The following is a 23,478-nucleotide window of genomic DNA, read 5'->3' as shown; positions in this document are numbered from 1 at the left end:
TGCATGGGTTCCGTCCTTCTTCATCGCCCCTGTACGTGCAAGGGGGAGAAATGCCGAGGAAGGCCAACGGGAGAGCGGGAAAGTCCGATCGGGGCCACCAGATGCCCGGCGGAGCGATGCCGACCGGCGCGACGCCGTCGGCGAACGGAACGCGCGGTATGCCGGCTGGCAACAACATGGCGCCCGCGCAGACCGGGCCGGCCGCGGGAATGACCGGCCCCGGGTCAGTGGAGCAACCCAGTCAACGCCGTTGCGGCGTGATGGACGTGCACCGCCGGCTGCTGTCCACCTCACCGGAGTACGTCGCGGCCCGGTCCTACCTGGAGAACGCGACCACGCAGTACGTCGCCGATCATCGACGGTTCAGCGGAGTCGCACGGATCCAGGTGGTGGTGCATGTCGTCTGGAACACCGCCGCGCAGAACATCTCGCAGGCGCAGATCGACAGCCAACTCGACGTCCTGAACCACGACTTCCGGGCCACCAACTCCGACGTCGGGATCGTGCCCGCGCCGTTCACCGGGCTGGTCGCCGACCCGCGGATCGAGTTCCGGCTGGCGACGACGGATCCGTCCGGCAACCCGACCACGGGAGTCACCCGGACCCAGACGACCCGGACATCGTTCGGTACCGACGACGCGATCAAGTCGTCCGCGACCGGCGGAGTCGACCCCTGGCCGACCGACCGGTACCTGAACGTCTGGGTGGGGCAGCTCGGTGGCGGCCTGCTCGGCTACGCCCAGTTCCCCGGCGGCCCGGCCGAGACCGACGGCGTCGTCAGCCTGCACAGCGGCTTCGGCACGAACGGGACGGCCGCGGCGCCGTTCGATCTCGGCCGGACCACCACGCACGAGATCGGGCACTACCTGAACCTGTTCCACATCTGGGGTGACGACGGCTCCGGGTGCAGTGGCAGCGACGAGGTCGCGGACACGCCCAACCAGGGCGGCCCGAACTTCGGCGTACCGACGTTCCCCAAGTTGTCCTGCAGCAACGGGCCGAACGGCGATCTGTTCGTGAACTACATGGACTACACCGACGACCGCGGCATGGTGATGTTCACGACCGACCAGGTGGCCCGGATGGAGGCGTGTCTGGACACCGTCCGCACCGGCCTCAACCAGGGCTCCGGACCCGGTACCGCGCTGCCGACGCCGGCTGGTCCGGCCGTGTCGTGGGACTCGGACCGGGTCGACACGTTCGTGCTCGGCACGGATCGCGCGATGTACCACAAGTGGTGGGACGGCGGGGCCTGGGCGCCTTCCGTCAGCGGATACGAGTACATGGGTGGTGTTTGCATGAGTGCGCCTGAAGTCGCGTCCTGGGGGCCGAACCGGCTCGACGCGTTCGTCCTCGGAACCGACCGCGGGCTCTACCACAAGTGGTGGGACGGCACCGACTGGGGACCATCGGACACGGGGTACGAGGCACTCGGTGGCGTCTGCATGAGCCCACCGCGAGTGGCGACCTGGGGTACCGACCGGCTGGACGTCTTCGTGCTCGGGACGGACCGCGCGCTCTACCACAAGTGGTGGGACGGTACGGCGTGGAACGGGTTCGACTACCTCGGTGGGGTCTGCATGAGCCCACCCGAAGTAGTTGCCTGGGGCACCGATCGGCTGGACGTCTTCGTTCTCGGGACCGACAACGCGGTCTACCACAAGTGGTGGGACGGCTCCGCCTGGCAGGGCTTCGAGTCGCTGGGCGGCGTCTGCGCCAGTCCGCCGACCGCGGTCGCCTGGGGTCCGAACCGGCTCGACCTCTTCGTGATCGGGACCGACTCCGCGCTGTACCACAAGTGGTACGACGGTACTGCGTGGTCGGCAGACTGGGAGAACCTCGGCGGCGTCTGCACGAGCGCGCCGACTGTCGTGTCGTGGGCCGAGAACCGGCTCGACGTGTTCGTGCTGGGGACGGACTCGGCGCTCTATCACCAGTGGTGGGACGGCACTTCGTGGTCCGGGTTCGAGTCGCTCGGCGGCATCTGCACCGACGAGCCGCGAGTGACGTCGTGGGGCTCCGATCGGCTCGATGTGTTCGTGGTCGGTACTGATGGCGGGCTCTACCACAAGTGGTGGGACGGGACCGCTTGGGGACCGTCGATCACCGGGTACGAAGCGCTCGGCGGTGTGATCAGCGATTTCCGGCTGGACCAGCCGGCGCCGGACCAGATGCCGATGACGACGACAGAGCAGGCGGTGCTGAACTGAACACCGGCCAGCTGGTCGGGCGGTGGACGCACTCCTTCGAGGAGGACCACGATCGGGTGACCGTCTACCGCCGCGACGACTTCGCCTTCCCGCCGGCTCGCGGCCGGCGGGGGGTGGAGTTCCGCGCCGACGGCACTTTCACCGACTGGTTGATCGGGCGGGGCGACGCACCGGAGGCGCATCCCGGGCGCTGGTCCGCGACTGGTCAGGTCAGCCGCGGAGCCAAGACTGGGTCTGGGTTGCCCGCTGGTGGGGCGATCGTCGCGGTGGCGGCGGATCGGCTCGAGATCGATTGGGAGGAGTGAGATGACTGGTTCGCCTGTTCGGTACCTGGTGGTGCCGACCGCGGTGGCCGCCGAAGGTGCCAAGTCGGCGCGCTTCGGCGACGCCACCATCCTGTGGGGACCCGCCGAGGAGAAGCTGGGACGTGCGTCTCGTACTGCGCCCGGCCTGGTGCTGGTGACGCAGGTCGGGCGGAGCTTCCAGGACGAGTTCCCCGACATCACGCCGCTGCTCGATCACGGGCGGCATCTGGTGATCTCGGCCGCCGACAAACCGCGCCGGCGCTCCAACCATTGCTGGCGAGTAGAGGCCTTGAAGCCCGGCACAGTTGTCGACGTACCGGCGCGAGTCGCCCGGCGTGCCGACCCGGCGATCGCCAACTTGCTCGCTCAACTCGCGCCGGCGTCGTACAAGGCTGATCTGACTTGGTTCGCGAGCCTGTCGACTCGGCACTCGCTCAGCCCGTCGTTCACCACCGCCGTGGACTTCGCCGCCGCGCGGATGGTTGCCCTCGGCTACGGCGTCACCCGGATGCCGATCACCGTCGGCGCGGGTCATTCGGAGAACCTGATCGGCGACCGTCCCGGCACAGGTACGGGTCCGCGCGGGCTCGTCCTGATCACCGCGCACCTCGACTCGATCAACCTCGCCGGTGGCATCGGCGCCAGTGCGCCCGGTGCCGACGACAACGCGAGCGGGTCGGCCGGAGTACTGGAACTCGGACGGCTGATCGCCAGTCGTGCGTGGATCCACGACGTACGGCTGATTCTCTTCGGTGGTGAGGAAGAAGGGCTGTTCGGGAGCAAGCAGTACGTCGCTGCGCTGCCGGCTGCCGAGCGGGCGCGCATTCGCGCGGTGCTCAACATGGACATGATCGCCTCGAAGAACTCCACCGTGCCGACCGTGTTGCTGGAAGGCGCACCGATATCGGCCGGGCAGCTCGCCGACCTGGCCGCGGCCGCCGCGACGTACACGGGCCTGAAGGTCGAGACCTCGCTGAACCCCTTCGCCAGCGACCATGTGCCGTTCATCAACGCGGGGACGGCGGCCGTGCTCACGATCGAAGGCGCCGACAGCGCGAACGGGCACATCCACTCCGCCGACGACAAACTCGACTTCCTCGACTGGCCGCTCGCCGCCGAAATCCTGCGAATGAACGCCGCAGCACTCGCCGGCTGGCTCGGACTCGTCAGCCCTCCGGCCCGCCCGCAACCAGCCGGCTCAGCAGTCTCCTGGGGCCCTGGCCGCCTCGACGTCTTCGCAGTCGGCACCGACTCGGCCCTCCACCACCTCTACTGGGACGGCACCGCCTGGCACGACTTCGAGTCGCTCGGAGGTGTACCGGGCTAGGCCACGGCGTACCGGGCGAGGCGAAGGCGAACGTCCGTGCATACACAACTTCGCCAGCAAGCGCTTCCCCCGGCGCGTCGAGGCGTCCGCGCCGGGTTGTGCATGCGTGGCGCCCCGCGTCCGCACCGAGTGGCGCACCGTAATAGGCTAACTGGGGTGACGGACCTGTACGGGAGTGGTGGCGTGGAGATCTCCATCGAGGCGGTGGTGTTCGACTTCGACGGGCTGCTGATGGACACCGAGACGACGATGGTGGAGAGCTGGCAGGCCGAGTGGACGCATCACGGTCTTGAGCTCGACCTGGATGACGACTTCTGGCCGGGGCATGGCGGTGATACCACCGAAGTCCGCTACGGACGACTCGCGGAACTGGTGCCGGACTTCGATCGCGACGCCAGCCACGCGCGGCGGACGGCGCACCGGAATCAACTGCACGAGTCGCTGGACTTCCGGCCGGGGATCCGCACGTGGTTGCTCGAAGCCCGTGAGCTGGGGATGAAGGTCGCGATCGCGAGCAGCTCGGAGCGCCCGTGGGTGGTCGGCCACCTCGAGCGGGTCCAGGCCCTCGACCTCTTCGATCTCGTCGTGACCGGCGACGAGGTCGCGATGCACAAGCCCGATCCCGCCGTCTACCTGCTCGCCCTGGAACGCCTCGGACTCCCCGGTACTGCGGCCGCGGCGGTCGAGGACACCCCACACGGAGTCGCAGCGGCGGCCGCAGCCGGGATGGCGACCGTCGCGATCCCCAACCCGTACGTAGAGCCGGCAGCAGTGGCGGCCGCCGACCTGGCGCTGGGCAGCGCTGCCCAGATGTCACTTAGCGAAGCATTGTTAGCGGTTTCCGCCTACTAAAAGTGTTTGAACTCTTCGTTTGAGTGGGGACCGGCGCGCGGTGGCCTCTCCCCAAGGCGCCGCGCGTCGGTTACCTTGAGCAGAAGTGGGACCGCTGGGGGGCGGCGCGGGGCTGGGGAGAGGATCCGCGATGACACTGTTTCTGTTCGCCGCAGCGGCCGGATTCACACTGGCCGCGGTACTGACCGACAACAGACCGATGCTGTACGTCGGCCTGGGGCTCTGGACGCTCGGTGCCCTGACTGCACTGTGGGCCTGGACCTCGTCGCGCCGCCACGCCTTCCGTACGCCGGAAGAGGCTCGCGCGGCCGCCGAAGCGGGCAACCCGCAGGCGATCCGGACCCTGGCCCTGGCCGCGAAGAGCACCGGCGATCACGACCAGGCCGAACGCCTGCTGCTGCAGGCCATCGATCACGGTGACGTCGACTCGATGTGGGAGATGGGCCGGCTGATCGAGTCGCGCGATGGCATCGATGCCAGCGACCCGTGGTACCGGATGGCCGCCGACAACGGGCACTTCGCCGCCCGGCGCTTCCTCAAGCGCCGGGCGCTCACGGACGGCGAGAACTCAGACCACGGACAGCGGGAGTAGCTTCTTGCCGGTGGGGCCGACCTGGATCTCGGTCCCCATCTGCGGGCAGACGCCGCAGTCGAAGCACGGCGTCCAGCGGCAGTCCTCGACCTCGATCGCGCCGTCCACCTCGAGCGCGTCCTGCCAGTCCTCCCAGAGCCAGTCGCGGTCCAGCCCGGAGTCCAGGTGGTCCCACGGCAGCACCTCGGCGTACTCGCGCTCGCGCGTCGTGTACCAGGCCAGGTCGACCGGCTCGTCGGCCAGCGCCTTCTCGGTGGCCGCGATCCAGCGCTCGTAGGAGAAGTGCTCGCTCCAGCCGTCGAACCGGCCGCCGTCCCGCCAGACCTGCTCGATGATCCGGCCGACCCGGCGGTCACCGCGGGACAGCAGGCCTTCGATGATGCCCGGCTTGCCGTCGTGGTAGCGGTAACCGATCGCCTTCGCGTACTTCTTGTCCGACCGGATCGCCGCGTTCAGCTTGGCCAGCCGGGCGTCGGTCTCCTCGACGCCGAGCTGCGAGGCCCACTGGAACGGCGTGTGCGGCTTCGGTACGAACCCGCCGATCGACACCGTGCAACGGATGTCGTTGCGGCCGGACACCTCGCGGCCGGTCGCGATCACGCGCTTGGCCAGGTCGGCGATCGCGAGCACGTCCTCGTCGGTCTCGGTCGGCAGGCCGCACATGAAGTACAGCTTCACCTGCCGCCAGCCATGGCTGTACGCCGCGGCGACGGTGCGGATCAGGTCTTCCTCGCTGACCATCTTGTTGATCACCTTGCGCATCCGGTCCGAGCCGCCCTCGGGGGCGAACGTCAGACCGCTGCGCCGGCCGTTGCGGGAGAACTCGTTGGCCAGCGTGATGTTGAACGCGTCGACCCTTGTCGAGGGCAACGACAGCGAGACGTTGCTGCCCTCGTACCGGTCGCCCAGACCCTTCGCGACCTCGGCGATCTCACTGTGGTCGGCGGACGACAGGCTGAGCAGCCCGACCTCCTCGAACCCGGACTGCTTCAGCCCGTTCTCGACCATGTCGCCGATCGTGGTGATGCTGCGCTCGCGCACCGGGCGGGTGATCATCCCGGCCTGGCAGAACCGGCAGCCGCGCGTGCAGCCGCGGAAGATCTCCACGGAGTACCGCTCGTGCACGGTCTCGGCGAGCGGGACGAGCGGCTTCTTCGGGTACGGCCAGGCGTCCAGGTCCATCACTGTGTGCTTGGCGGTCCGCCACGGCACGCCCGGCTTGTTCGGCGCGACGCGCTTGATCCGGCCGTCGTCGTGGTAGTCGACGGTGAAGAACTTGGGGATGTAGACGCCGCCGGTGGAGGCGAGCCGGTGCAGTACCTCGTCGCGCCCGCCCGGGCTGCCCTCGTCCTTCCACTCCCGGATCACCTCGGAGATCGCCAGCACGATCTCCTCACCGTCGCCGAGCACCGCCGCGTCGATGAAGTCCGCGATCGGCTCGGGGTTGAACGCGGCATGACCGCCGGCCAGCACGATCGGGTCGTCGTCGGTGCGGTCGACGGCGTACAGCGGGATGCCGGCCAGGTCGAGCGCGGTCAGCATGTTGGTGTAGCCGAGCTCGGTGGAGAAGGAGAGCCCGAACACGTCGAAGGCGCGCACCGGACGGTGGCTGTCGAGCGTGAACTGCGGGATGTCGTTGTCCCGCATCACCTGCTCCATGTCGGGCCAGACCGAGTAGGTCCGCTCCGCGAGGGTGTGCTCGCGCTCGTTCAGTACTTCGTACAGAATCTGCACGCCCTGGTTGGGCAGGCCGACCTCGTAGGCGTCGGGGTACATCAGCGCCCACCGCACGCTCACCGAGTCCCAGTCCTTGCTGACCGAGTTGAGCTCACCGCCCACATACTGGATCGGTTTCTGCACGGTCGGCAGCAGCGCTTCCAGCCGCGGAAACAACGATTCAACAGTCATCACAGAACTTCCCACTCGACACACCTTGCCATCCACCAGCCTAACTCCGGCTGGCCTCAACCTCGGCATCCGAACCTTCCCTGAGCGGTCAGCGCAGGGTTGTCGCGGTCAGGATCTCGGGGGTGAGAGACGCTTCGACGCCCTTGCCCTGGACGACGTCCAGCAGCTCGGGGTCGGCGAAGAGGGGGCGGAGGTCGGCTGGGATGGTGCTGGGCGGGTCCGCGGTACCGACGTACTCGAGGTGTTCGGGGTAGCGGGCCAGGTGACCGGCGAGCTTGGGCCAGCGGAGGGTGAGGATGGTCCAGAGAGCGGTTTCCTGCTCGCGGACGTGGTTGTCCTCCAGGTTGAACCCCTGCAGCGTCTCGATGCCGCGGGCGATGCCGTAGGCGTTGACGAGGCGTTTCATCGCGCGCGGGTTCGGGTCGCGGCCGAGCAGCGCGCCGAACGGCTCCAGTGTGTGCTTGTTGCGTTGCTGAGCGCGTTCGGTGACCATCTCGACGGCGACCGTCTCCCACCGCGCCAGCTTCTCGGCCGGCGTCCGGCCCGGGTTCGCCAGTACCTCCGCGCGAGCCTCGTCGCTCTGCTTGCCGCCGAGATCGCGCTTGGCGTCGGCCCGCGCCTGCTCCAGCGCCTGCTCGTCCGGCACGCTCGGCGATCGCAGAATCCGGCCCCAGAACGCGTTGAGCCGCTCACCTGACCGAGGCAGCCCGGTCGAGATCTGGAAGGTCTTCTCCAGGAAGAGGTAGCCGACCGGCCGGCCGGGCTCCCCCGCGACACTGACGAACCCCGAGTACTCCGCCGCGTAGCTGTCCGCCAGCCAGTCCCGATCAGCGGCGATCACGTACGTCACCGGTACGTCGCGGAACAGCGTCTGGATGCCCTCCAGCAACTCCACCACGTACGGGCCCTTGCACCGGTCGAGATCGTCGATCATCACCACGACGTCGTGGTGGATCCACTTGGTCAGGTCGGCCAGATGATCCTGCGCCGTCCGCATCGGGTCGCTGGTGTTCGCCATGAACCTCCTCGCGCCCCTCGCGGAGGTGGTGAAGACCCAGCGGCCCATGGCGTGCAGGAGGCCCCAGACGGTGAGCGCCGGCGTGATGATGGCGGCCGCTGCGACCAGGTAGCCCTTGACCGTGTCCGGCGAGAACAGCTCCTGGTTGCTGACAGCACCGAACCAGCCGGCCTGCCAAGCCCACGTGACGACACCCGCCACGACCAGCAGCGCGACGTATCCGGGCCAGCCGCCCTTCGAGCGCCAGAGCCACTCGCGAAGGCGGAGCCAGACGGCACGCGGCTTGTCGAACTTGTCGAGATCGCGCACGGCGCCGGAGTACAGGGCGGTCATCAGCCACCACCAGGGCGGCTCGATGCGCTGATGCCGCCAGGCGTTGAACTCGACCACGACGGACCGCTTCTCCCCCGCGGCCTCGTCGGCCTTGCGCAGCTCGGCGGCGAGGAAGTTGAGCACGGACGTCTTGCCCGCACCCCAGGGCGCGTGCAGATGAACGATGAACGCACCACCACGCCGAGCCCGCGGATCCACCGCCTGCTTGCTGTTGCGAGCCTCTTCCTTCCGCGCATCCCGAATCCGCCGCCCCAGCACCCGAGCAAACCCCTGCCGCCCAAGCTCATCCACATACGCCGGCCCGTCGGTGTGTGTGGGGACCAGCTCCTCCTGCGCGGGGCTGGGAACGCTCGGCGACGCGCCGTCCGGCGATGGAGTCGCGATGCCGTCCGGCGGAGCGGTCTTGGAGCTGGCCTGCGGTGCGTTCAAGGAGTCAGGTGGCTGGGGGGCGGAGGCGATGAGATCGCTGTAGACAGTTGAGTCGGGGACGTGGATGCGCAGCGAGCCGGAGCGCCCGAATCCGGCGATGATCGCTTTCAGCGAGACCTCTGGTGGCAGACCGTCCGTGGCTCCGGTGCCGAGCAGCGGAAATGCGGCCCGTCCACCGTCTCTGGCGACGATCTCGCCGACATTCTGGGCGGCCATCCGCACGGCGTCCTCTGCCAGTTCGGGGGACGTCACGACTGCCGCCAAGTAGATGCTTTGACCGCTGTCGGCACCTCTCCCGGCGAGGATGACCCCGCCCCCAGCCATATTGCTCGTCCGCGGCAGCGAGATCCCTAAACTGCCGAGTTGCTCGCTGAACGGGCGTGACACGCTGCCGCTGGTGGTACAGGGCACCACCAGACACTCGGCGTCGCTCTCAAAGAGATCGCCATGAATGAGCTCGACCAGACGCCCTTCGATCACCACCGAGACCTGAAGCTGCTCAGCCATCTGCCCTCCCCGCCTGCAGGGTAGCGGTGATCGGTCAGGTCAGGTGCGACAGCAGGAGGTGGTTGATCACGTCGGGGTGGGAGTACGTGACCAGGTGGGCGGCGCCTTCGATGATTTCCAGGTGGGCGCCGGGGATCTGGCCGGCCAGCGGGACCACGGTCTCGGGTGGGACTGAGGCGTCCGAGTCGGTGGTGACGAGCAGCACCGGAGCGGTGATGTCGCCCAAAGCCGGGCGGAGGTCCAGGGCTCCCAGGGCTTCACAGCAAGCCGCATAGCCCTCGGCCGACGTGCCGAGCAGTTGCTGCCGGATGACGTCGACCTCGGCGGCCTGCGCATCGGCGTACTCGGGGAGGAACCAGCGGCTCAGCGTCATCTCGGTGATCGCCTTGGTGCCCTCGGCCCGCACCTGCGCCGCCCGGTCGGTCCACATCTGCGCGCCCGCGGCCGGGTACGCCGGTGGGCACAGTAGCGCGAACCGGTGGAACCGATCCGGTGCGTTCTCGGCCAGCCACAACCCGACCGAGCCGCCGAGCGAGATCCCGGCGTACGACGCCCGCTCCACCAGCAACTCGTTGAGCAGCTCGATTACGTCTCCACCGAGATCCTCGATCGAGTACGGCCCGTCCGGCGTCTCGGAATCCCCATGGCCACGATGGTCGAAGGCGATCACCCGGAACCGCTCCGCCAGGACTTCGAGCTGCGGGGCCCACATCGCGTGCGTCGTACCGAGTGACGAGCCGAGCAGCAGCACGGGCGCGTCCTCGGGACCGGTCGACTGGTAGTTGAGTCGCATGCCCACACCTTACGAACGCTGCTAGCGTCCCCGCATGATCAACGGTGTCCCCGGCGTGGGAAATGTCGTCGAACTGGCCGAGGTGGTTCGCAGCGGATTTGTCGAGAGCCGGCACTTCGGGCTCGCGGTGGCGCTGGATCCGGACGGGAAGCAGGTGTTCGCCGCCGGCGACGTGGACGCCGTCGTCCTGCCGCGGTCAACGGCCAAGCCGTTGCAGGCAGTGGGATGCATCGAGGCCGGCGCCGAGCTCGACGCCGAGGAGTCCGCGATCGCGGCCGGGAGCCACACCGGCGAGGATCGGCACGTCGCGCTGGTGGACCGGATCCTGGCGTCGGCGGGCCTCGGACGGGACGCCCTGCGCTGCCCGCCGGACCGGCCGGAGGACGAGCCGACCCGCTTCCGTTTGATTGCCGAAGGCATCGATCCGGAGAAGGTCCGGATGAACTGCTCAGGCAAGCACGCGGCAATGCTCAAGGCAACTGTTGCCCAGGGTCAGGATCCTGCTGACTATCTAGAGGCTGGGTCGGCGGTCCAGCAGGCCATCGCGGCGTCGGTGGAGCGGTTGACGGAGGCTTCGACGGGCATCGTGACCATCGACGGCTGCGGCGCTCCCCTGCTCGGAATGCCCTTGTCCGGCTTGGCCCGCGCCTTCAGCCACCTCGCCACCGCACCAGCCGGTACGGCGGACAGCCGGGTGGCTCTGGCAATGCGCCAGCACCCAGAACTCGTTGGTGGCAAGGGTCATCAGAACAGCGAGGTCATGCGCCTCCTCCCCGGCGTCATCGCCAAGGGCGGCGCCGAAGGCGTGATCGCGATGGCGACCCCGGACGGTCACGCCGTCGCGGTCAAGGTCATCGACGGCAACCCCCGGGCAACCACCGCCCTAGCCCTCACCCTGCTCCACAAATGCGGCCTCGACGTCACCCCCGCCACCGACCTGCTCAACCAGCTCGTTCTGGGCGGCGGCCGTCCCGTGGGCGAGATCCGCCCGACAATCTAAAGCTTTTGCCAGGTCCCGGAAACGTTTAAGGCTCTACACAGACCGTGGTGACATCCTTACCATCAGTTTTGGGAGCGCTCCCAGAATCCGGGCCCCCACGCGGGGCTGCCCATTGAGGAGGGACTACCGTGAGGCTCTTCCGAAACACTGCGATGGTGTGCGCGCTGGCCGGTATCACCGGCGCGCTCCTGGTGGCGCTGCCGGCACCGGCGGCCCACGCCCATGGCGCATTCACCTTTCCTGGCAGCCGGACCTACCTGTGCTACGTCGACGGCAAGGAAGGCGGCAACGGCGGCGACCTCAATCCGACCAACCCAGCCTGTGCGGACGCGTGGAACAACGGCGACCACTTTCCGTTCTGGAACTGGTTCGGCAACCTGATCAGCAATGCCGGCGGCCGGCACCGCGAGATCATCCCGGATGGCAACCTGTGCGGGCCCGATTCGCGGTTCGCCAAGTTCCGGGCGGCGCGACCGGACTGGCCGTCCACCACCATCCGACCCGGTGCGACGATCAACATCCGCTACAACGCGTGGGCGCCACATCCGGGCACCTGGACGCAGTACATCACCCGGGACGGCTGGGACATCAATCAGCCCCTGCGCTGGTCGGACCTGGAACCGGCGCCGTGGAACCAGGTGACCAATCCGCCCCTGAACGGCAACGGCCCGTACGGTCCGGAATGGACCTGGCCCGCCACCCTGCCGGCGAACAAGACCGGACGCCACATCATCTACTCCATCTGGCAGCGCAGCGACAGTCCGGAGGCGTTCTACCAGTGCGCGGACGTCAACCTGACCACCGATCCGGGCGAACCCACGCCCACGCCGACGCCCACGCCTCCCCCACCGCCGACCAGCTGTTCGGTGTCCTACTCCACGCCGAGCCAGTGGAACAACGGCTTCACGGCCAGCGTGCGGGTGACCAACACCGGCCAGAACGCGGTCAATGGCTGGACCGTGCGCTGGACTTGGCCAAGCGGCCAACGGGTGGTCGGCGAAGGATGGGACGCCACCGTGGTGAACAACGGCACTACCGGGGCGATCGCCTCCAATGCGTCCTGGAACTCGGTCATCCGGCCGGGCGAGTCGGTGACCTTCGGTTTCAACGGCTCGCACACCGGCACGAATCGGCCGCCGACCGATCTGGTCGCCTGCCAGCCATCGACACCAGCCGAGGCGGCGCTGGCCCAGGCCGGCCGCAGCGACGGTGTCCTGATGCGGATCCTGGCGAGCGTCCAGGCTTTCGGGTCTCTCCAGCACGACCACTCGAAGCACCAAGGAAGTACCGGCCACTCACACGCACCGCGGTGACTTCGCTGTCGCTCATGATCCGTCCGATCCGGAGTACGGGTGACCCCGCTCGGCCCGGGCACCGAAGACCCAGGCCCACGCAGGCCGGCCGCGGACCGCCATCACTACCCAACCCGGGCCCAACGCCTCGACACGCCGAGGGAAGCGTTTGCTCGCGAGGTTGGATAGTGATGGCGGCCCGCCCTACCCAGCATTCGACCTGCCTGTAGTTCCGCCATCGCCGGTCCAACAACCCCTAGCGGGTCGTTGACAGCCTGACGCTCGCCCCAACTAACCGGCTCTGCGGTTAGTGCCCAAGAGGCACTAGCTACCGGATTTGGCGAGGATCGGGCGGGCCTTCTCGACAGCCGCTTCGGTAGCGCCGTCGAGTTCGCCTGGCTGGCCGGCCAGGATGCCGACAGAGAGGATCACGTCGCCGACGCCGGTGATGGCGGCGGTGTACTCCAGTCCTTCGAGCGGGCCACTGATGCCGGTGAGCTTGAAGGCGAACGGGTCGTCACCGAACTCCGGGGCGGAAACCTCCACGACCTCCATCGGCGAGCTGCCCTTGCCGTCGACTCGCATGGTCACCTTCTTGCACGACGCAACTGCTTCCTTGTACGACGTCTGCAGCTTGCCGACGGCCTTCGACGTACTCATCGCGTCGAGGGAGAAGTCGATGTACGGGCCTTCCTGGCCGCCCGCGAAGGAGCGATGCGCGCTGGCCTTGGCGCCGGGAGCCTCGTCGGCGTTCAGGTATTTGACCAGCGGCTTGCACTTGCTGGTGGGCGCCGAGAACGGCGTACTGCCGTCGTCTGCCGGGTCGTCCTTGTCCAACGAGAAGCCGCTCGGCAGGTCCTTCAGTTCGAGCAGCGCCTTGGTCAGCTCGGCATCCGTGCGCTTGACCGGACCCGTCTCGGTCGGCGAATCGCTGGGCGTACTCTCTGTAGGTGTCGCCACCACAGAGGGTGTCGACGACGGACTGGCCGACCCAGTGGGCTTGTCATCACCACAAGCGGTGAGCGACAGCGAGAGGGCAGCGGCAACGGCGAGCGGGAACGACGACGCGAGCTTCATGACCCATCCAGAACCGTCGAGGGCGCAGGGAAGCTGAAGCGTACCCCGCCGCGTGCCGCGCACTGGGCGGGGAGTCAGCAGAGACGCCCTACACCTGGTGAGATCGCAGGTGGATGTTCTGTAGTAACCCGACGGCCAGCAAGCCGGCGAACATCGATGAGCCGCCGTAGGAGACGAACGGCAGCGGCAGACCGGTGACGGGCATGATGCCCAGCGTCATCCCGATGTTCTCGAAGGCCTGGAACGCGAACCAGCAGACCACACCGGTGGCGATCAGCCGGCCGAACGCGTCCCGGGCGTTGACCGCGATCCGCAGACCGCGCCACAGGATCAGCACGAAGAGGCAGATGATCGCGCCCGCCCCGATCAGGCCGAGCTCCTCCCCCGCGACGGTGAAGACGAAGTCGGTGTGCTGCTCGGGCACGAACGCGTTCTGCGTCTGCGAACCGTGGAACAGCCCCTGCCCGAAGACGCCGCCGTTGCCGATCGCGATCCGTGCCTGGTTCACGTTGTAGCCGATGCCCTGCGGGTCCTGGGACGGATCCGCGAACGCCGTGAAGCGCGCCAGCTGGTATTTCTTCAGCACGTTGAACTGGATCGCCAGCACCGCGATCACCGTCGCCGCCGTCACGATGCCGAGCATCCACCGTTTCGGTACGCCGGACACCGCCACGATGCCGAACACGATCGACCCGAGCACCATCACCGTGCCGAGGTCGGGCTGCAGCATCACCAGCAGCACCGGTATCGCGGCCACCGCGATCGCCTGCGCGATGTCGATCGTGCGCGCCTCGCGGTGGTTCGTCTCGCCCTTCTCCGCGATCAGCAGCGCCATCCCGACGATCACCGCGAGCTTGGCGAACTCGCTGGGCTGGATCGACATCCACGGCAGCTGGATCCACGACCGCGATCCGTTGATCACGGCACCCACTCCGGGGACCAGGACGAGGACCAGCCCGACCACCGACGCGGCGTACAGGACCGGGGCGAGCATGCGCACCCGGCGGTGGTCGGTGACGGCGGCGAGCACGGCGAGGACGAGCCCGATGGCGAAGTTGAGTGCATGCCGGAGCAGGAACGCGTACTGATTGCCGTCCGTGAGTGCCGTGCGCTGGTGCGTCGCCGACCAGATCAGCAACGACCCGACGGCGGACAGGCCCAGGACGCCGAACACGAGCACCCAGTCGACCTGCCACAGCGCCGAGCGGCGATCGGCCCGGGGCCTGGACTGGCGGATCGGGGTGAGCAGGCTCATCGCTCGGTCTTCTTCACTGGCGGAACGACCGGGGGCTTGATGTTGTAGAGCGTCTCGTAGATGTGGCGGACCGCAGTACCGGAAGCGCCCGAACCCGTACCGGCTTGGCTGATCATCATCACGACGGAGTAGCGATCCGTGTACGTCGCCATCCAGGAGGTCGTCTGCTTGCCGTAGACCTCGGCCGTTCCCGTCTTGGCCCGGAGCGGCACCTGGTCGAAGGGGAAGCCGGCGAACTTCCAGGCCGCCGTACCGGTCTTGGCGGTCTCCTGCAGTGACCTGTCGATGAGGCGCAGCGTCGAGGCCGGCACCGGGAGCCTGGATCCGAGCTTCGAGGGGACCGGCCGGACCTTGCCGTTCGGGCTGATCCACGCCTTCGCCACTCGCGGCTCCCACAGCTTGCCGCCGTTCGCCAGCGCCGCGTAGACCGTTGCCATCTGCAACGGTGTGACCGTGGTGTCGCCCTGCCCGATAGCGAAGTTGACCGCGTCACCGGCCCGGTAGCGGTAGCCGTCCGTGCAGAACTCGCGGGAGAACTGCTTCAGGAACGCCGAAGTGCCGGCCGGTGGGTTGTCGGCGAGCTTGCAGTAGTAGTCCTTCTGCGAGTCGTAGTACTCCTTCTTCCATTTCCGGTCGGCGATCCGGCCGGACACCTCACCGGGCAGGTCGATTCCGGTCGGCTTGCCGAGGCCGAACTTCTGCGCCATCTGAACCAGCGGGTCCACCGCGTTGATGTCCCCGGAGTTGCCGCCCTCCTTGAGCCACAGCGCGTAGGCGATCCGGTAGAAGAAGGTGTCGCAGGACAGCGCCAGCGCCTGGTCGAAGCCGATCATCCCGTACGACGCGGACTCGTAGTTCTTGAACCGGCGGTCACCGACCTCGAAGAACGACGAGCAGTCGAGCCGGGTCTTCGGTCCGTAGCCATTGGCCAGCGCGGCCGCGGTGGTGATCGGCTTGAAGGTCGACCCGGGCGCCAGCTGACCCTGCACCGCCCGCGACACCAGCGGAGTCCCGGCCTTGGTCGAGTAGAGCGCGTCGAGCTCGCGTTGCGAGATGCCGCCGACCCAGACGCCCGGGTCGTAGTTCGGGTAGCTCGCCATCGCGACGATCTGGCCGGTCTTGGTGTCCATCACGACGGCCGCGCCGGAGTCGGCGATGTACTTCTTCTTGGTGATCTTGTCGTACTGCTTGCGCGCCGTCATGATCGCGCCGCGCAACTGGGCCTCCACCGAGGACTGGATCCGCGCGTCGATACTCGTCATCAGCGTCGAGCCCGGCACCGGCGCGGTCTGCCTCTCGACGCCGGTGGTGTAGCCGACCGCGTCGACGATGACGTTCTTGACGCCCGGCGTCCCGCGCAGCAACTGGTCGTAGGTGCGCTCGACGCCGGCCCGGCCGACCAGATCCGAGCGGTGCGGCACCGAGTCCTGCCCGGACGCGTCCAGCTCGTCCAGCTCGCCGGTGGTGATCGGCGACAGATAGCCAAGGATGTGCGCCGCGTTCACCTTGTACGGCGCCGGGTACGCCCGCAGGGTGGCCGATTCGGCGGCGACACCCGGGAAGTCCTCGCGGCCTTCCATCACCTCGATGGCGACCTGCGGGCTGACATCTTTGGCGACCGGGATCGGCTGGTACGGCGTACCGTTCCAGCAGGCGGGTGGTTTGGACGCGCCGGGCTCGCCGCAGAGCATGGTCCGGGCGGTCAGGTCCTTCGGCTTCTGGCCAAGCACCTTCGCCAGTCTGGCCAGCACCGCCTGCTGCTGGTCATCGGGCAGCTTCGCGAGCACCGAGCGGTCGACAGTGATCACCAGCGACACCCGGTTGCCGACCAGCGTCCGGCCCGCCGAGTCGACGATCGTGCCGCGCGGGGCCTGGACGAGCACCTCACGGGTGTGGTTCTGAGTGGCCGCCTGGGAGTAGTCATCGGACGACATCACCTGCATGTACCAAAGGCGCGCGAGCAGCGTGAACATCAGCGAGAAGACGAGCACCTGGATCACGAACAGGCGCAACCGCGGTTTCAGCGGCGCCGGGTTGAAGCTGTCGAAGCTCATGGCAGCACCCGCCGCCGCTCCCTCGCCGGTACGACGCGTCCCATCACCCACATCACCAGTGGGATGACCACGATCGCCGCGACCACGTCGTACCCGGCGGCGATGCCGAGCCGGACACCGAACTCACTCCAGTCGACCGCAGGATCGTGCAGCAACGACCCAGTCGCGGAGTACACGGTCAGTGAAAGCGCCGCACCCAGTACGACGGTCAGCGCGACGACAAGCGGGCCAACCGGGGCAGCCGACGTCTCGCGCCGGACCAGGCCCGCGACGTACCCGGACAGAGCGAGCGCGAGCGCCCAGCGGCCGGCGGTGTGGTCGGCGGGCGGCACCACGTCGAGCATCAGCCCACCGAGGAAGCCCGCGATCGCGCCCCACTCCGCGCCGCGGGACAGCGCCAGCGCGACAACCACGATCATCACCAGGTCACAGCCGACCCCGGCGACCGCGAAGTGCGGCAGCACCGAGGTCTGCACGGTGACCGCGAGCATCAGGAACAGCGCGGCCAGCACGATCCGGATCGCCGGCATCTCAGCGTCCCGTCCCCGGCGGCACGGTCGTCCGCGGCGCTCGCGCGGGTGGACCGGTGACGACACCGACCAGGTCGATCCGGCTCGGGTCGACGAACGGCTTCACCTGTGCGGTCGAGCCGAGAGCACCCTGGACCGCCGTCACCGTAGTGACCTCGCCGATCGGCACGCCCGGCACGTACGGCGCGTTGCCGCTCGAGCCCCAGGTGACGATCCGGTCGCCCACCTTGGGCCGCGCCTTCAGGTCCACCAGCTTGTAGTCGAGCGTCGCCGACGAGCCGACCTCACCACGGCCGGAGACGAAGCCGAGCGCCATCGTGGAGTTCAGCCGGCCGCCGACGGTCGAGTTGCGGTCGCCGATCAGCAGCACCGTGGCGGTGGCCTCCGTGGTCCGCACGACGCGGCCCACCAGCCCGTCGCCATTCAGTACTGTCATGTCCGCGCGCACTCCGTCCGCCGTTCCGGCATCGATGGTCACTGTGTGGTTGAAACTCTGGGCGCTCCCCATCCCGATCACCCGGGCCGGCGTCACCGTGTACTTCGGGGCCACCTTCAGCAGGCGGTCCAGTTCGGCGGCGCGGTTGCGGGCGTAGTCGGTGGTTCGCAGGTCGCTGATGAGTTTCTCGTTGTCCGCTGTGAGTTTTTCGTTCTCTGCTTTCAACCTATCCACTTCGGCGAACCGGTCCCGGAGGTTGTCCACAGGCTGCCGGGCCGACGACGCGCCGGACTCCAGCGGACCGAAGACGGCCGCCGCCGCATGCCGCAGCGGCTCGACCGGCGAACCGGCCGAGCGTCGTGCGTCCAGCACGATCAGCGTGAACGACGCCAGGATGACCAGCACCAGGATGGTCCGCCGGCGGCGGATCTCCCGGGGCAGCCCGGCCGAACGCACCAGCCCTTTCGCCGGTGTACCGAGATCTTTCAGCATGGTTCAGCGGCGGTCGGTGACGAGGATGCGGTTCAGCGTCTCGATATTGTCGACGCACTTGCCGGCCCCGAGGACGACGGCGTCCAGCGGGTTCTCGGCGACATGGATCGGGATGCCGGTCTCGTGCCGCAGCCGCTCGTCCATGCCCTTCAGCAGCGCTCCGCCGCCGGTCAGCACGATGCCCCGGTCGACGATGTCGCCGGCCAGTTCGGGCGGGGTCTTGTCCAGGGTGGCCTTGACCGCGTCGACGATCGCGGTGATCGGCTCCTCGATCGCCTGCCGGATGCTCGACGACGACACCTTCACGGTCCGCGGCAGCCCCGACACCATGTCCCGGCCGCGGATCTCCGAGTCCGGCCCGTCCGAGGTCGGGAAGGCCGAGCCGATGGTCATCTTGATCTGCTCGGAGGTGGCCTCGCCGAGCATCAGCGAGTACTCCTTCTTGCAGTAGTTCACGACGGCCTTGTCGATCGCGTCGCCGGCCACCCGGATCGACTGGCTGGTGACGATGCCGCCGAACGAGATCACCGCGACCTCGGTGGTGCCACCGCCGATGTCGACGACCATGTTGCCGGTCGCGTCGCGGACCTCGAGGTTCGAGCCGAGCGCGGCGGCCATCGGCTCCTCGATGATGTAGACCTTGCGCGCGCCGGCCATGTAGCCGGCGTCGCGGACGGCGCGCTGCTCCACCGCGGTGATGCCCGACGGGACGCAGACCACGATCCGCGGCTTGGCGAAGTACCGGCGCCGGTGGACCCGCTGGATGAAGTACCGCAGCATCTGCTCGGCGGCGTCGAAGTCGGCGATCACGCCGTCCTTGAGCGGCCGGATCGCGGTGATGTTGCCGGGCGTCCGGCCGATCATCTTCTTGGCTTCGGCCCCGAACGCGACCGCTTCGCGCGGTTCGTCGGTCCGGATCGCGACCACGGACGGCTCGTTCAGTACTACGCCGCGGCCGCGGACGTAGACGAGTGTGTTGGCTGTGCCGAGGTCGACCGCCATATCGCGGCCGAGCATGCTGTTCGCCATCTCGGACGCCCTCCCGCTGCTCGAGTCCCGGGAATCTCAGGCTAAGCGCGGACTCATCGCCACCCGGGGACCGACACGACCCGCCTGCCCACGACGCATCGTATCGGTCCCCTCACCCAGTGATTCACGCCGGGGGTGGGCGCCTCTTCCCATCCGCTGCCGATGCCTTCGCGGGCTGCGCATCCGGGCGGACGGAGGGTGACAGGTGTTGCAAACGTGTCGCATTCTCCGTGTTTTCGGCCTCTTCGGAGCGAGAATGGCCGGATGGCCGGGGCAGGGATTGGACGCACTCACGGGTGAGACTCAGATGACAGAGCTACGAGCGGTCTTCTCGTGGTCCTACCAGTTGACGACCGCCACCTCGGCCCGGGTCTTCCGGCTGACGGGCCTGCACCCGGGGCCTGACCTGCCAGTCGCTGCCGCCGCCGCAGTCGCCGGTACTACGCCGGAACGCATCCGCGCCTCTCTAGCCGAGTTGGAGCGCGCACAGCTGGTCACCCAGCCCGCTCCAGATCGCTACACCTCCCACGACCTGCTCCGCGAGTACGCCAGGGACCTGGCCGGGTCGATCGACAAGAAGGACGAGTGCCACCAGGCCGTGTGGCGACTACTCGACCACTACCTCCGTACTGCGGACGCAGGCGACCAGTGGTTGCGGCCGCACCGCGACCCCGAAGTACTGCCTGAGGCACTCGGCACGACGTACGTGGAGCGCTTTGGTGGGTATCAGGAGGCATTCGACTGGTTCGAGGCCGAGCACCTGAATCTGGTGGCGCTCATCGAGCATGCGGCTCGACAGGGGTTCGACGGGCACGCCACGCACCTCGCCCGCACGATCACGGGCTTCCTGGAGCGCCGGGGACTCTGGAGCACCTGGACCGACGTGATGCAGACAGCGGCGGAGTCCTCTGAACGCGCCGGCGACCTGCGTGGCCAGGTGATCTCTCATCGCTATCGCGCGCACGCGCTGACGCGGCTGAACCGGCTGGACGAGGGCCTGGTGGAAGCCGAGACGGCACTGCGGCTTGCCGAGCAACTGGACGATCAAGTGATTCAGGCGTGGTGCCACCGGGTTGTTGCCTTCGTACTGTCCCACCAGGAGCGGCTGCAGGAGTCGTACGAGCATGAACTGCTTGCTGTCGAGTTGTTCAAGGGCAGCGGGCACCGGACGGGGCATGCGCTGTCCTTGAACTACGTGGGCTGGCTGCACGCCCATGCGTTCGGTGAGTACGACGAGGCGGTACGCCGCTGCCGCGAGGCGCAGGGGCTCTACCAGGGGATCGACCACAAGCTGGGCGAGGCGGCGACCTGGGATCACCTCGGCTACGCCTACCGGGGGCTCAGGGACCTGGCCGAGTCGGCGCAGTGCTACCAACGGGCGCTGGAGCTCTACGAAGTACTGAATGACGTCTACCACCAAGCACGCATGCTGCGGAACCTGGGCGACGTACAGCAGGAGCTCGGTGACGAAGACGCCGCCGGGGCCTCGTGGGAGGCATCACTGGATCTCCTGATCCAGCTCGACCATCCGGACGCCGAGGCCCTCGACGAGCGCTTGCGAACCCTTACTTACTAGATGCTGCCGTACTAGGTACTACGGCCTAGGTACTACGGCAGGTCGGGGAACCAGATCTTGATCTCGCGTTCGGCCGACTCCGGGGAGTCCGAGCCGTGCACCAGGTTCTCCCGGTTCGACAGCGACAGGTCGCCGCGGATCGTGCCCGGAGCCGCCTTGCGGCCGTCCGTCGCGCCGTTCAGGCCGCGGACCACCTCGACCGCCTCGTCACCCTCGAGGACCAGCGCGACCAGCGGGCCGCTGGTGACGAACTCACGCAGCGGCGGGTAGAAGTCCCGCTCGACGTGCTCGGCGTAGTGCTGGTCGGCGAGCTCGCCGTCGATCGTGCGCAGGTCCATCGCGACGACGGCGAGGCCCTTCGCCTCGAACCGTCCGAGGACCTCCCCGACCAGGCCACGGCGTACCGTGTCGGGCTTGAGCAGGACGAGGGTGCGCTGCGACATGTCTGTTCTCTCTCCGATGCTGTTCTGACGATCAGTGGCGTCGAGCCTAGTGCGGTCAGCTCTGGTTGGCCTGGGCGGCCTTGGCTTCGTCGATCCGGCGGCCGAGCACGATCGAGGCCACCCAGAACGCGGCGAAGGCCAGGCCGAGCACGAACATCACCGGTACGACGAACCCGAGCCCGACAGTGGCGACCTGGATGATCGAGCCGAGGATGTAGCCGACCTGGTTGCGCAGCAGGCCTGCCGCGACAAGTGCCAGTACCGCCAGGCCCAGGCACAGCGGGATCGCAGTACTGGGCTCCACATCGGCGACCGAGATCATCACCGGCGTGACGAGCGCCAGGATGAGGAACTCGAAGCCGAGCACGATCGACGCGAGCGACCTCATTGCTTCGGCTTCCGGACCAGCAGCGTGCGGGCCTCGCCGGCGGTGATCACCGAGCCGCTGATCAGGACGCCGCCGGTGCCCATCGCGAGCGCGTTCTCCTCGGCCAGCCGGATCGCGTCGTCGATCGCGTCGAGCAGCTTGGGCCGGACCAGGACCCGGTCCTCACCGAAGATCTCGGCCGCGATCTCGCCCAGCTCCTCGGCCGGCATCGACCGCTCGGTGAATGAGTTCCGGGTGCAGACGACGGTCTCCATGATCGGTTCGTACGCCTCCAGTACGCCGTACACGTCCTTGTCCTTCATGCAGCCCAGGACGCCGATCAGCGGGTTGAAGGCGAACGCCTCGGTGACCGTGGCCGCGGTCGCCTCGGCACCGTGCGGGTTGTGCGCGGCGTCGACGATGACGGTCGGGCTGGTCCGCACGACCTCCATCCGGCCGGGGCTGGTGACCTCCGCGAAGCCGGCCTGGACCAGCTCGGTGGTGATCCGGTCCTCGGTCTGCGCGCCCGAGCCGAGCAGCGCCTCGACAGCGGCCAGCGCGGTCGCCGCGTTGTGGGCTTGGTATTCACCGTGGAGCGGGAGGAAGACATCGTCGTACTCGCCGCCGAGGCCCTTGAACGAGATCAGCTGCCCGCCGACCGCGACGGATCGGCTGAGTACGCCGAACTCGAGTCCCTCGCGCGCGATCTGGGCACCGACCTCGGCGGCCCGGCGTACCAGCACCTCGGCGACCTCGATGCTCTGCTGCGAGATCACCGTCGTACCGCCCGGTTTGATGATCCCGGACTTGTCCTTGGCGATGGTGACCGGATCCGAGCCGAGGATGTGCGAGTGGTCGACGGCGACCGGGGTGATCACCGAGACGGTGCCGTCGGCAACGTTGGTGGAGTCCCAGGTGCCGCCGAGGCCGACCTCGATCACCGCGACGTCGACCGGTGCGTCGGCGAAGGCCGCGAAGGCCATCGCGGTGATCACCTCGAAGAACGACAGCGGGTGCTCGTTCTCGGAGTCGACGACGTTCACGTACGGCTCGATCTCGGTGTAGACCTCGACGAACCGCTGCTCGTCGATCGGCTCCCCGTTGAGCGTGATCCGCTCCCGGAGGCTCTCCAGATGCGGGCTGGTGAACCGGCCGGTCCGCAGCCCCGCCTCCCGCAGCAGCGAGTCGATCATCCGCGCGGTGGAGGTCTTGCCGTTGGTGCCGGTCAGGTGGACCACGGGGTAGGTCTGCTGCGGGTCGCCGAGCAGCTCGACCAGCCTGCGGACCCGGTCCAGCGTGGGATCGATCTTGTTCTCCGGCCAGCGGGCCTGGAGCTTCGCCGACACTTCGGCGTACGAGAGGTCGCTCATCAGAACGCCAGTCTAGGCTTGCGTTTAAACCTCTGGGCTGTTGTGTCAGGCGGCTTTCTTGATCACGTCGTGGCGGACGGCTGGGGTGCTGGTTGAGCCTTTGGGTCGGCCGGGGCCGGCTTTGGAGGGTTTTGGTGGACTGGCTGGGGTGCCGATCGTGTGTATGAGTCGGGGGAAATCCCGGCGGACACGCCCTGGAGTGAGTCGGCGGGGTGGTCGTCGTCGCTCCCAGGGATGTCGGTGGTCCTCGGCCAGCGGGCGGGCGAGGCGGAGCTGGTTGATC

The 23,478-nt window shown here is 68.2% G+C and carries 20 protein-coding genes; 8 read left to right on the top strand and 12 right to left on the bottom strand.

The window, feature by feature from the left end:
• Positions 1-50 precede the first annotated feature (50 nt).
• From A3ES_RS52255 to A3ES_RS0143235, 5 genes are all read left to right on the top strand, one after another.
• Positions 51-2,210 carry a DUF8189 domain-containing protein gene (locus A3ES_RS52255; RefSeq protein ID WP_202806720.1) on the top strand — a complete coding sequence of 720 codons (2,160 nt, stop codon included), beginning with the start codon at positions 51-53 and terminating at the stop codon, positions 2,208-2,210.
• 56 nt (positions 2,211-2,266) lie between these two features.
• Entirely contained in the window at positions 2,267-2,515 is a 249-nt protein-coding gene (locus A3ES_RS55800) for a hypothetical protein (protein WP_020393085.1), read from the top strand.
• Position 2,516: 1 nt separating this feature from the next.
• Entirely contained in the window at positions 2,517-3,842 is a 1,326-nt protein-coding gene (locus tag A3ES_RS52015; RefSeq protein WP_020393084.1) for a M28 family metallopeptidase, read from the top strand.
• Between the two features lie 156 nt (positions 3,843-3,998).
• Complete coding sequence (locus tag A3ES_RS0143240) at positions 3,999-4,694, top strand: HAD family hydrolase (protein ID WP_020393083.1); 696 nt, start codon at positions 3,999-4,001, stop codon at positions 4,692-4,694.
• Positions 4,695-4,824: 130 nt separating this feature from the next.
• Positions 4,825-5,286, top strand: coding sequence for an SEL1-like repeat protein (locus A3ES_RS0143235; RefSeq protein ID WP_026163746.1), 462 nt, complete (start codon positions 4,825-4,827; stop codon positions 5,284-5,286).
• Here A3ES_RS0143235 and A3ES_RS0143230 read toward each other — a convergent pair.
• The 3 genes from A3ES_RS0143230 to pcaD all read right to left on the bottom strand — a co-directional run bounded on the left by A3ES_RS0143230 (position 5,263) and on the right by pcaD (position 10,274).
• Entirely contained in the window at positions 5,263-7,194 is a 1,932-nt protein-coding gene (locus A3ES_RS0143230) for a TIGR03960 family B12-binding radical SAM protein (protein WP_020393082.1), read from the bottom strand. The genes A3ES_RS0143235 and A3ES_RS0143230 overlap by 24 nt on opposite strands.
• 88 nt (positions 7,195-7,282) lie before the next feature.
• Positions 7,283-9,481: a KAP family P-loop NTPase fold protein gene (locus tag A3ES_RS0143225; protein ID WP_020393081.1), complete on the bottom strand. Its 2,199-nt coding sequence runs from the start codon at positions 9,479-9,481 to the stop codon at positions 7,283-7,285.
• Positions 9,482-9,515: 34 nt separating this feature from the next.
• Positions 9,516-10,274, bottom strand: a complete 759-nt coding sequence (pcaD, locus tag A3ES_RS0143220) for a 3-oxoadipate enol-lactonase (protein WP_020393080.1) — start codon at positions 10,272-10,274, stop codon at positions 9,516-9,518.
• A 34-nt stretch (positions 10,275-10,308) separates the two neighbouring features.
• Here pcaD and A3ES_RS0143215 point away from each other — a divergent pair, with 34 nt between their 5' ends.
• Both A3ES_RS0143215 and A3ES_RS0143210 read left to right on the top strand, forming a co-directional pair.
• On the top strand, positions 10,309-11,274 hold the full coding sequence (locus A3ES_RS0143215) for an asparaginase (protein WP_020393079.1): 966 nt from the start codon (positions 10,309-10,311) through the stop codon (positions 11,272-11,274).
• A 128-nt stretch (positions 11,275-11,402) separates the two neighbouring features.
• Positions 11,403-12,587 (top strand): lytic polysaccharide monooxygenase, encoded by a 1,185-nt coding sequence (locus tag A3ES_RS0143210; RefSeq protein WP_202806718.1) that lies wholly within the window; start codon positions 11,403-11,405, stop codon positions 12,585-12,587.
• Between the two features lie 303 nt (positions 12,588-12,890).
• On the opposite strand, the gene A3ES_RS0143205 is transcribed toward A3ES_RS0143210, so the two are convergent.
• From A3ES_RS0143205 to A3ES_RS0143180, 6 genes are all read right to left on the bottom strand, one after another.
• The gene (locus A3ES_RS0143205; RefSeq protein ID WP_020393077.1) at positions 12,891-13,643 is read right to left on the bottom strand and encodes a hypothetical protein; all 753 of its coding nucleotides are present in this window, start codon (positions 13,641-13,643) and stop codon (positions 12,891-12,893) included.
• 88 nt (positions 13,644-13,731) lie between these two features.
• A complete protein-coding gene (gene rodA / locus A3ES_RS0143200; RefSeq protein ID WP_020393076.1) occupies positions 13,732-14,898 on the bottom strand; it encodes a rod shape-determining protein RodA in 1,167 nt (388 codons plus the stop codon).
• Positions 14,895-16,952 carry a penicillin-binding protein 2 gene (gene mrdA, locus A3ES_RS50455; protein WP_020393075.1) on the bottom strand — a complete coding sequence of 686 codons (2,058 nt, stop codon included), beginning with the start codon at positions 16,950-16,952 and terminating at the stop codon, positions 14,895-14,897. Before mrdA ends, rodA begins: the two co-directional genes overlap by 4 nt.
• A complete protein-coding gene (mreD, locus tag A3ES_RS0143190; protein WP_020393074.1) occupies positions 16,949-17,482 on the bottom strand; it encodes a rod shape-determining protein MreD in 534 nt (177 codons plus the stop codon). Before mreD ends, mrdA begins: the two co-directional genes overlap by 4 nt.
• 1 nt (position 17,483) lies before the next feature.
• Positions 17,484-18,410, bottom strand: coding sequence for a rod shape-determining protein MreC (gene mreC / locus A3ES_RS0143185; protein WP_020393073.1), 927 nt, complete (start codon positions 18,408-18,410; stop codon positions 17,484-17,486).
• A gap of 3 nt (positions 18,411-18,413) precedes the next feature.
• The gene (locus tag A3ES_RS0143180) at positions 18,414-19,439 is read right to left on the bottom strand and encodes a rod shape-determining protein (protein ID WP_020393072.1); all 1,026 of its coding nucleotides are present in this window, start codon (positions 19,437-19,439) and stop codon (positions 18,414-18,416) included.
• Between the two features lie 307 nt (positions 19,440-19,746).
• Here A3ES_RS0143180 and A3ES_RS50450 point away from each other — a divergent pair, with 307 nt between their 5' ends.
• Positions 19,747-21,015: a tetratricopeptide repeat protein gene (locus A3ES_RS50450; RefSeq protein WP_020393071.1), complete on the top strand. Its 1,269-nt coding sequence runs from the start codon at positions 19,747-19,749 to the stop codon at positions 21,013-21,015.
• Positions 21,016-21,047: 32 nt separating this feature from the next.
• Here A3ES_RS50450 and ndk read toward each other — a convergent pair whose 3' ends face one another.
• Genes ndk through A3ES_RS0143160 form a run of 3 tightly spaced genes read right to left on the bottom strand, consistent with a single transcriptional unit; the run spans position 21,048 to position 23,195 of the window.
• Complete coding sequence (ndk, locus tag A3ES_RS0143170; protein ID WP_020393070.1) at positions 21,048-21,458, bottom strand: nucleoside-diphosphate kinase; 411 nt, start codon at positions 21,456-21,458, stop codon at positions 21,048-21,050.
• A gap of 55 nt (positions 21,459-21,513) precedes the next feature.
• A complete protein-coding gene (locus tag A3ES_RS0143165; protein ID WP_020393069.1) occupies positions 21,514-21,846 on the bottom strand; it encodes a DUF4233 domain-containing protein in 333 nt (110 codons plus the stop codon).
• The gene (locus A3ES_RS0143160) at positions 21,843-23,195 is read right to left on the bottom strand and encodes a bifunctional folylpolyglutamate synthase/dihydrofolate synthase (protein ID WP_020393068.1); all 1,353 of its coding nucleotides are present in this window, start codon (positions 23,193-23,195) and stop codon (positions 21,843-21,845) included. The genes A3ES_RS0143165 and A3ES_RS0143160 overlap by 4 nt, the downstream gene beginning before the upstream one ends.
• Between the last annotated feature and the right edge of the window lie 283 nt (positions 23,196-23,478).

The organism is Kribbella catacumbae DSM 19601 (assembly GCF_000372465.1).
In the GTDB taxonomy this organism is placed as follows: domain Bacteria; phylum Actinomycetota; class Actinomycetes; order Propionibacteriales; family Kribbellaceae; genus Kribbella; species Kribbella catacumbae.
The sequence above is the reverse complement of the archived record's forward strand: the minus strand, read 5'-3'. Positions and strand labels throughout refer to the sequence as shown.

Excerpts from the sequence above, each read along its gene's own strand:
- A3ES_RS52255 (WP_202806720.1), top strand. The coding sequence starts at position 51 with ATGCCGAGGAAGGCCAACGGGAGAGCGGGAAAGTCCGATCGGGGCCAC.
- A3ES_RS52015 (WP_020393084.1), top strand. The coding sequence starts at position 2,517 with ATGACTGGTTCGCCTGTTCGGTACCTGGTGGTGCCGACCGCGGTGGCC.
- A3ES_RS0143235 (WP_026163746.1), top strand. The coding sequence starts at position 4,825 with ATGACACTGTTTCTGTTCGCCGCAGCGGCCGGATTCACACTGGCCGCG.
- A3ES_RS0143230 (WP_020393082.1), bottom strand. The coding sequence starts at position 7,194 with ATGACTGTTGAATCGTTGTTTCCGCGGCTGGAAGCGCTGCTGCCGACC.
- A3ES_RS0143225 (WP_020393081.1), bottom strand. The coding sequence starts at position 9,481 with ATGGCTGAGCAGCTTCAGGTCTCGGTGGTGATCGAAGGGCGTCTGGTC.
- pcaD (WP_020393080.1), bottom strand. The coding sequence starts at position 10,274 with ATGCGACTCAACTACCAGTCGACCGGTCCCGAGGACGCGCCCGTGCTG.
- A3ES_RS0143215 (WP_020393079.1), top strand. The coding sequence starts at position 10,309 with ATGATCAACGGTGTCCCCGGCGTGGGAAATGTCGTCGAACTGGCCGAG.
- A3ES_RS0143205 (WP_020393077.1), bottom strand. The coding sequence starts at position 13,643 with ATGAAGCTCGCGTCGTCGTTCCCGCTCGCCGTTGCCGCTGCCCTCTCG.
- rodA (WP_020393076.1), bottom strand. The coding sequence starts at position 14,898 with ATGAGCCTGCTCACCCCGATCCGCCAGTCCAGGCCCCGGGCCGATCGC.
- mrdA (WP_020393075.1), bottom strand. The coding sequence starts at position 16,952 with ATGAGCTTCGACAGCTTCAACCCGGCGCCGCTGAAACCGCGGTTGCGC.
- mreD (WP_020393074.1), bottom strand. The coding sequence starts at position 17,482 with ATGCCGGCGATCCGGATCGTGCTGGCCGCGCTGTTCCTGATGCTCGCG.
- mreC (WP_020393073.1), bottom strand. The coding sequence starts at position 18,410 with ATGCTGAAAGATCTCGGTACACCGGCGAAAGGGCTGGTGCGTTCGGCC.
- A3ES_RS0143180 (WP_020393072.1), bottom strand. The coding sequence starts at position 19,439 with ATGGCGAACAGCATGCTCGGCCGCGATATGGCGGTCGACCTCGGCACA.
- A3ES_RS50450 (WP_020393071.1), top strand. The coding sequence starts at position 19,747 with ATGACAGAGCTACGAGCGGTCTTCTCGTGGTCCTACCAGTTGACGACC.
- ndk (WP_020393070.1), bottom strand. The coding sequence starts at position 21,458 with ATGTCGCAGCGCACCCTCGTCCTGCTCAAGCCCGACACGGTACGCCGT.
- A3ES_RS0143165 (WP_020393069.1), bottom strand. The coding sequence starts at position 21,846 with ATGAGGTCGCTCGCGTCGATCGTGCTCGGCTTCGAGTTCCTCATCCTG.
- A3ES_RS0143160 (WP_020393068.1), bottom strand. The coding sequence starts at position 23,195 with ATGAGCGACCTCTCGTACGCCGAAGTGTCGGCGAAGCTCCAGGCCCGC.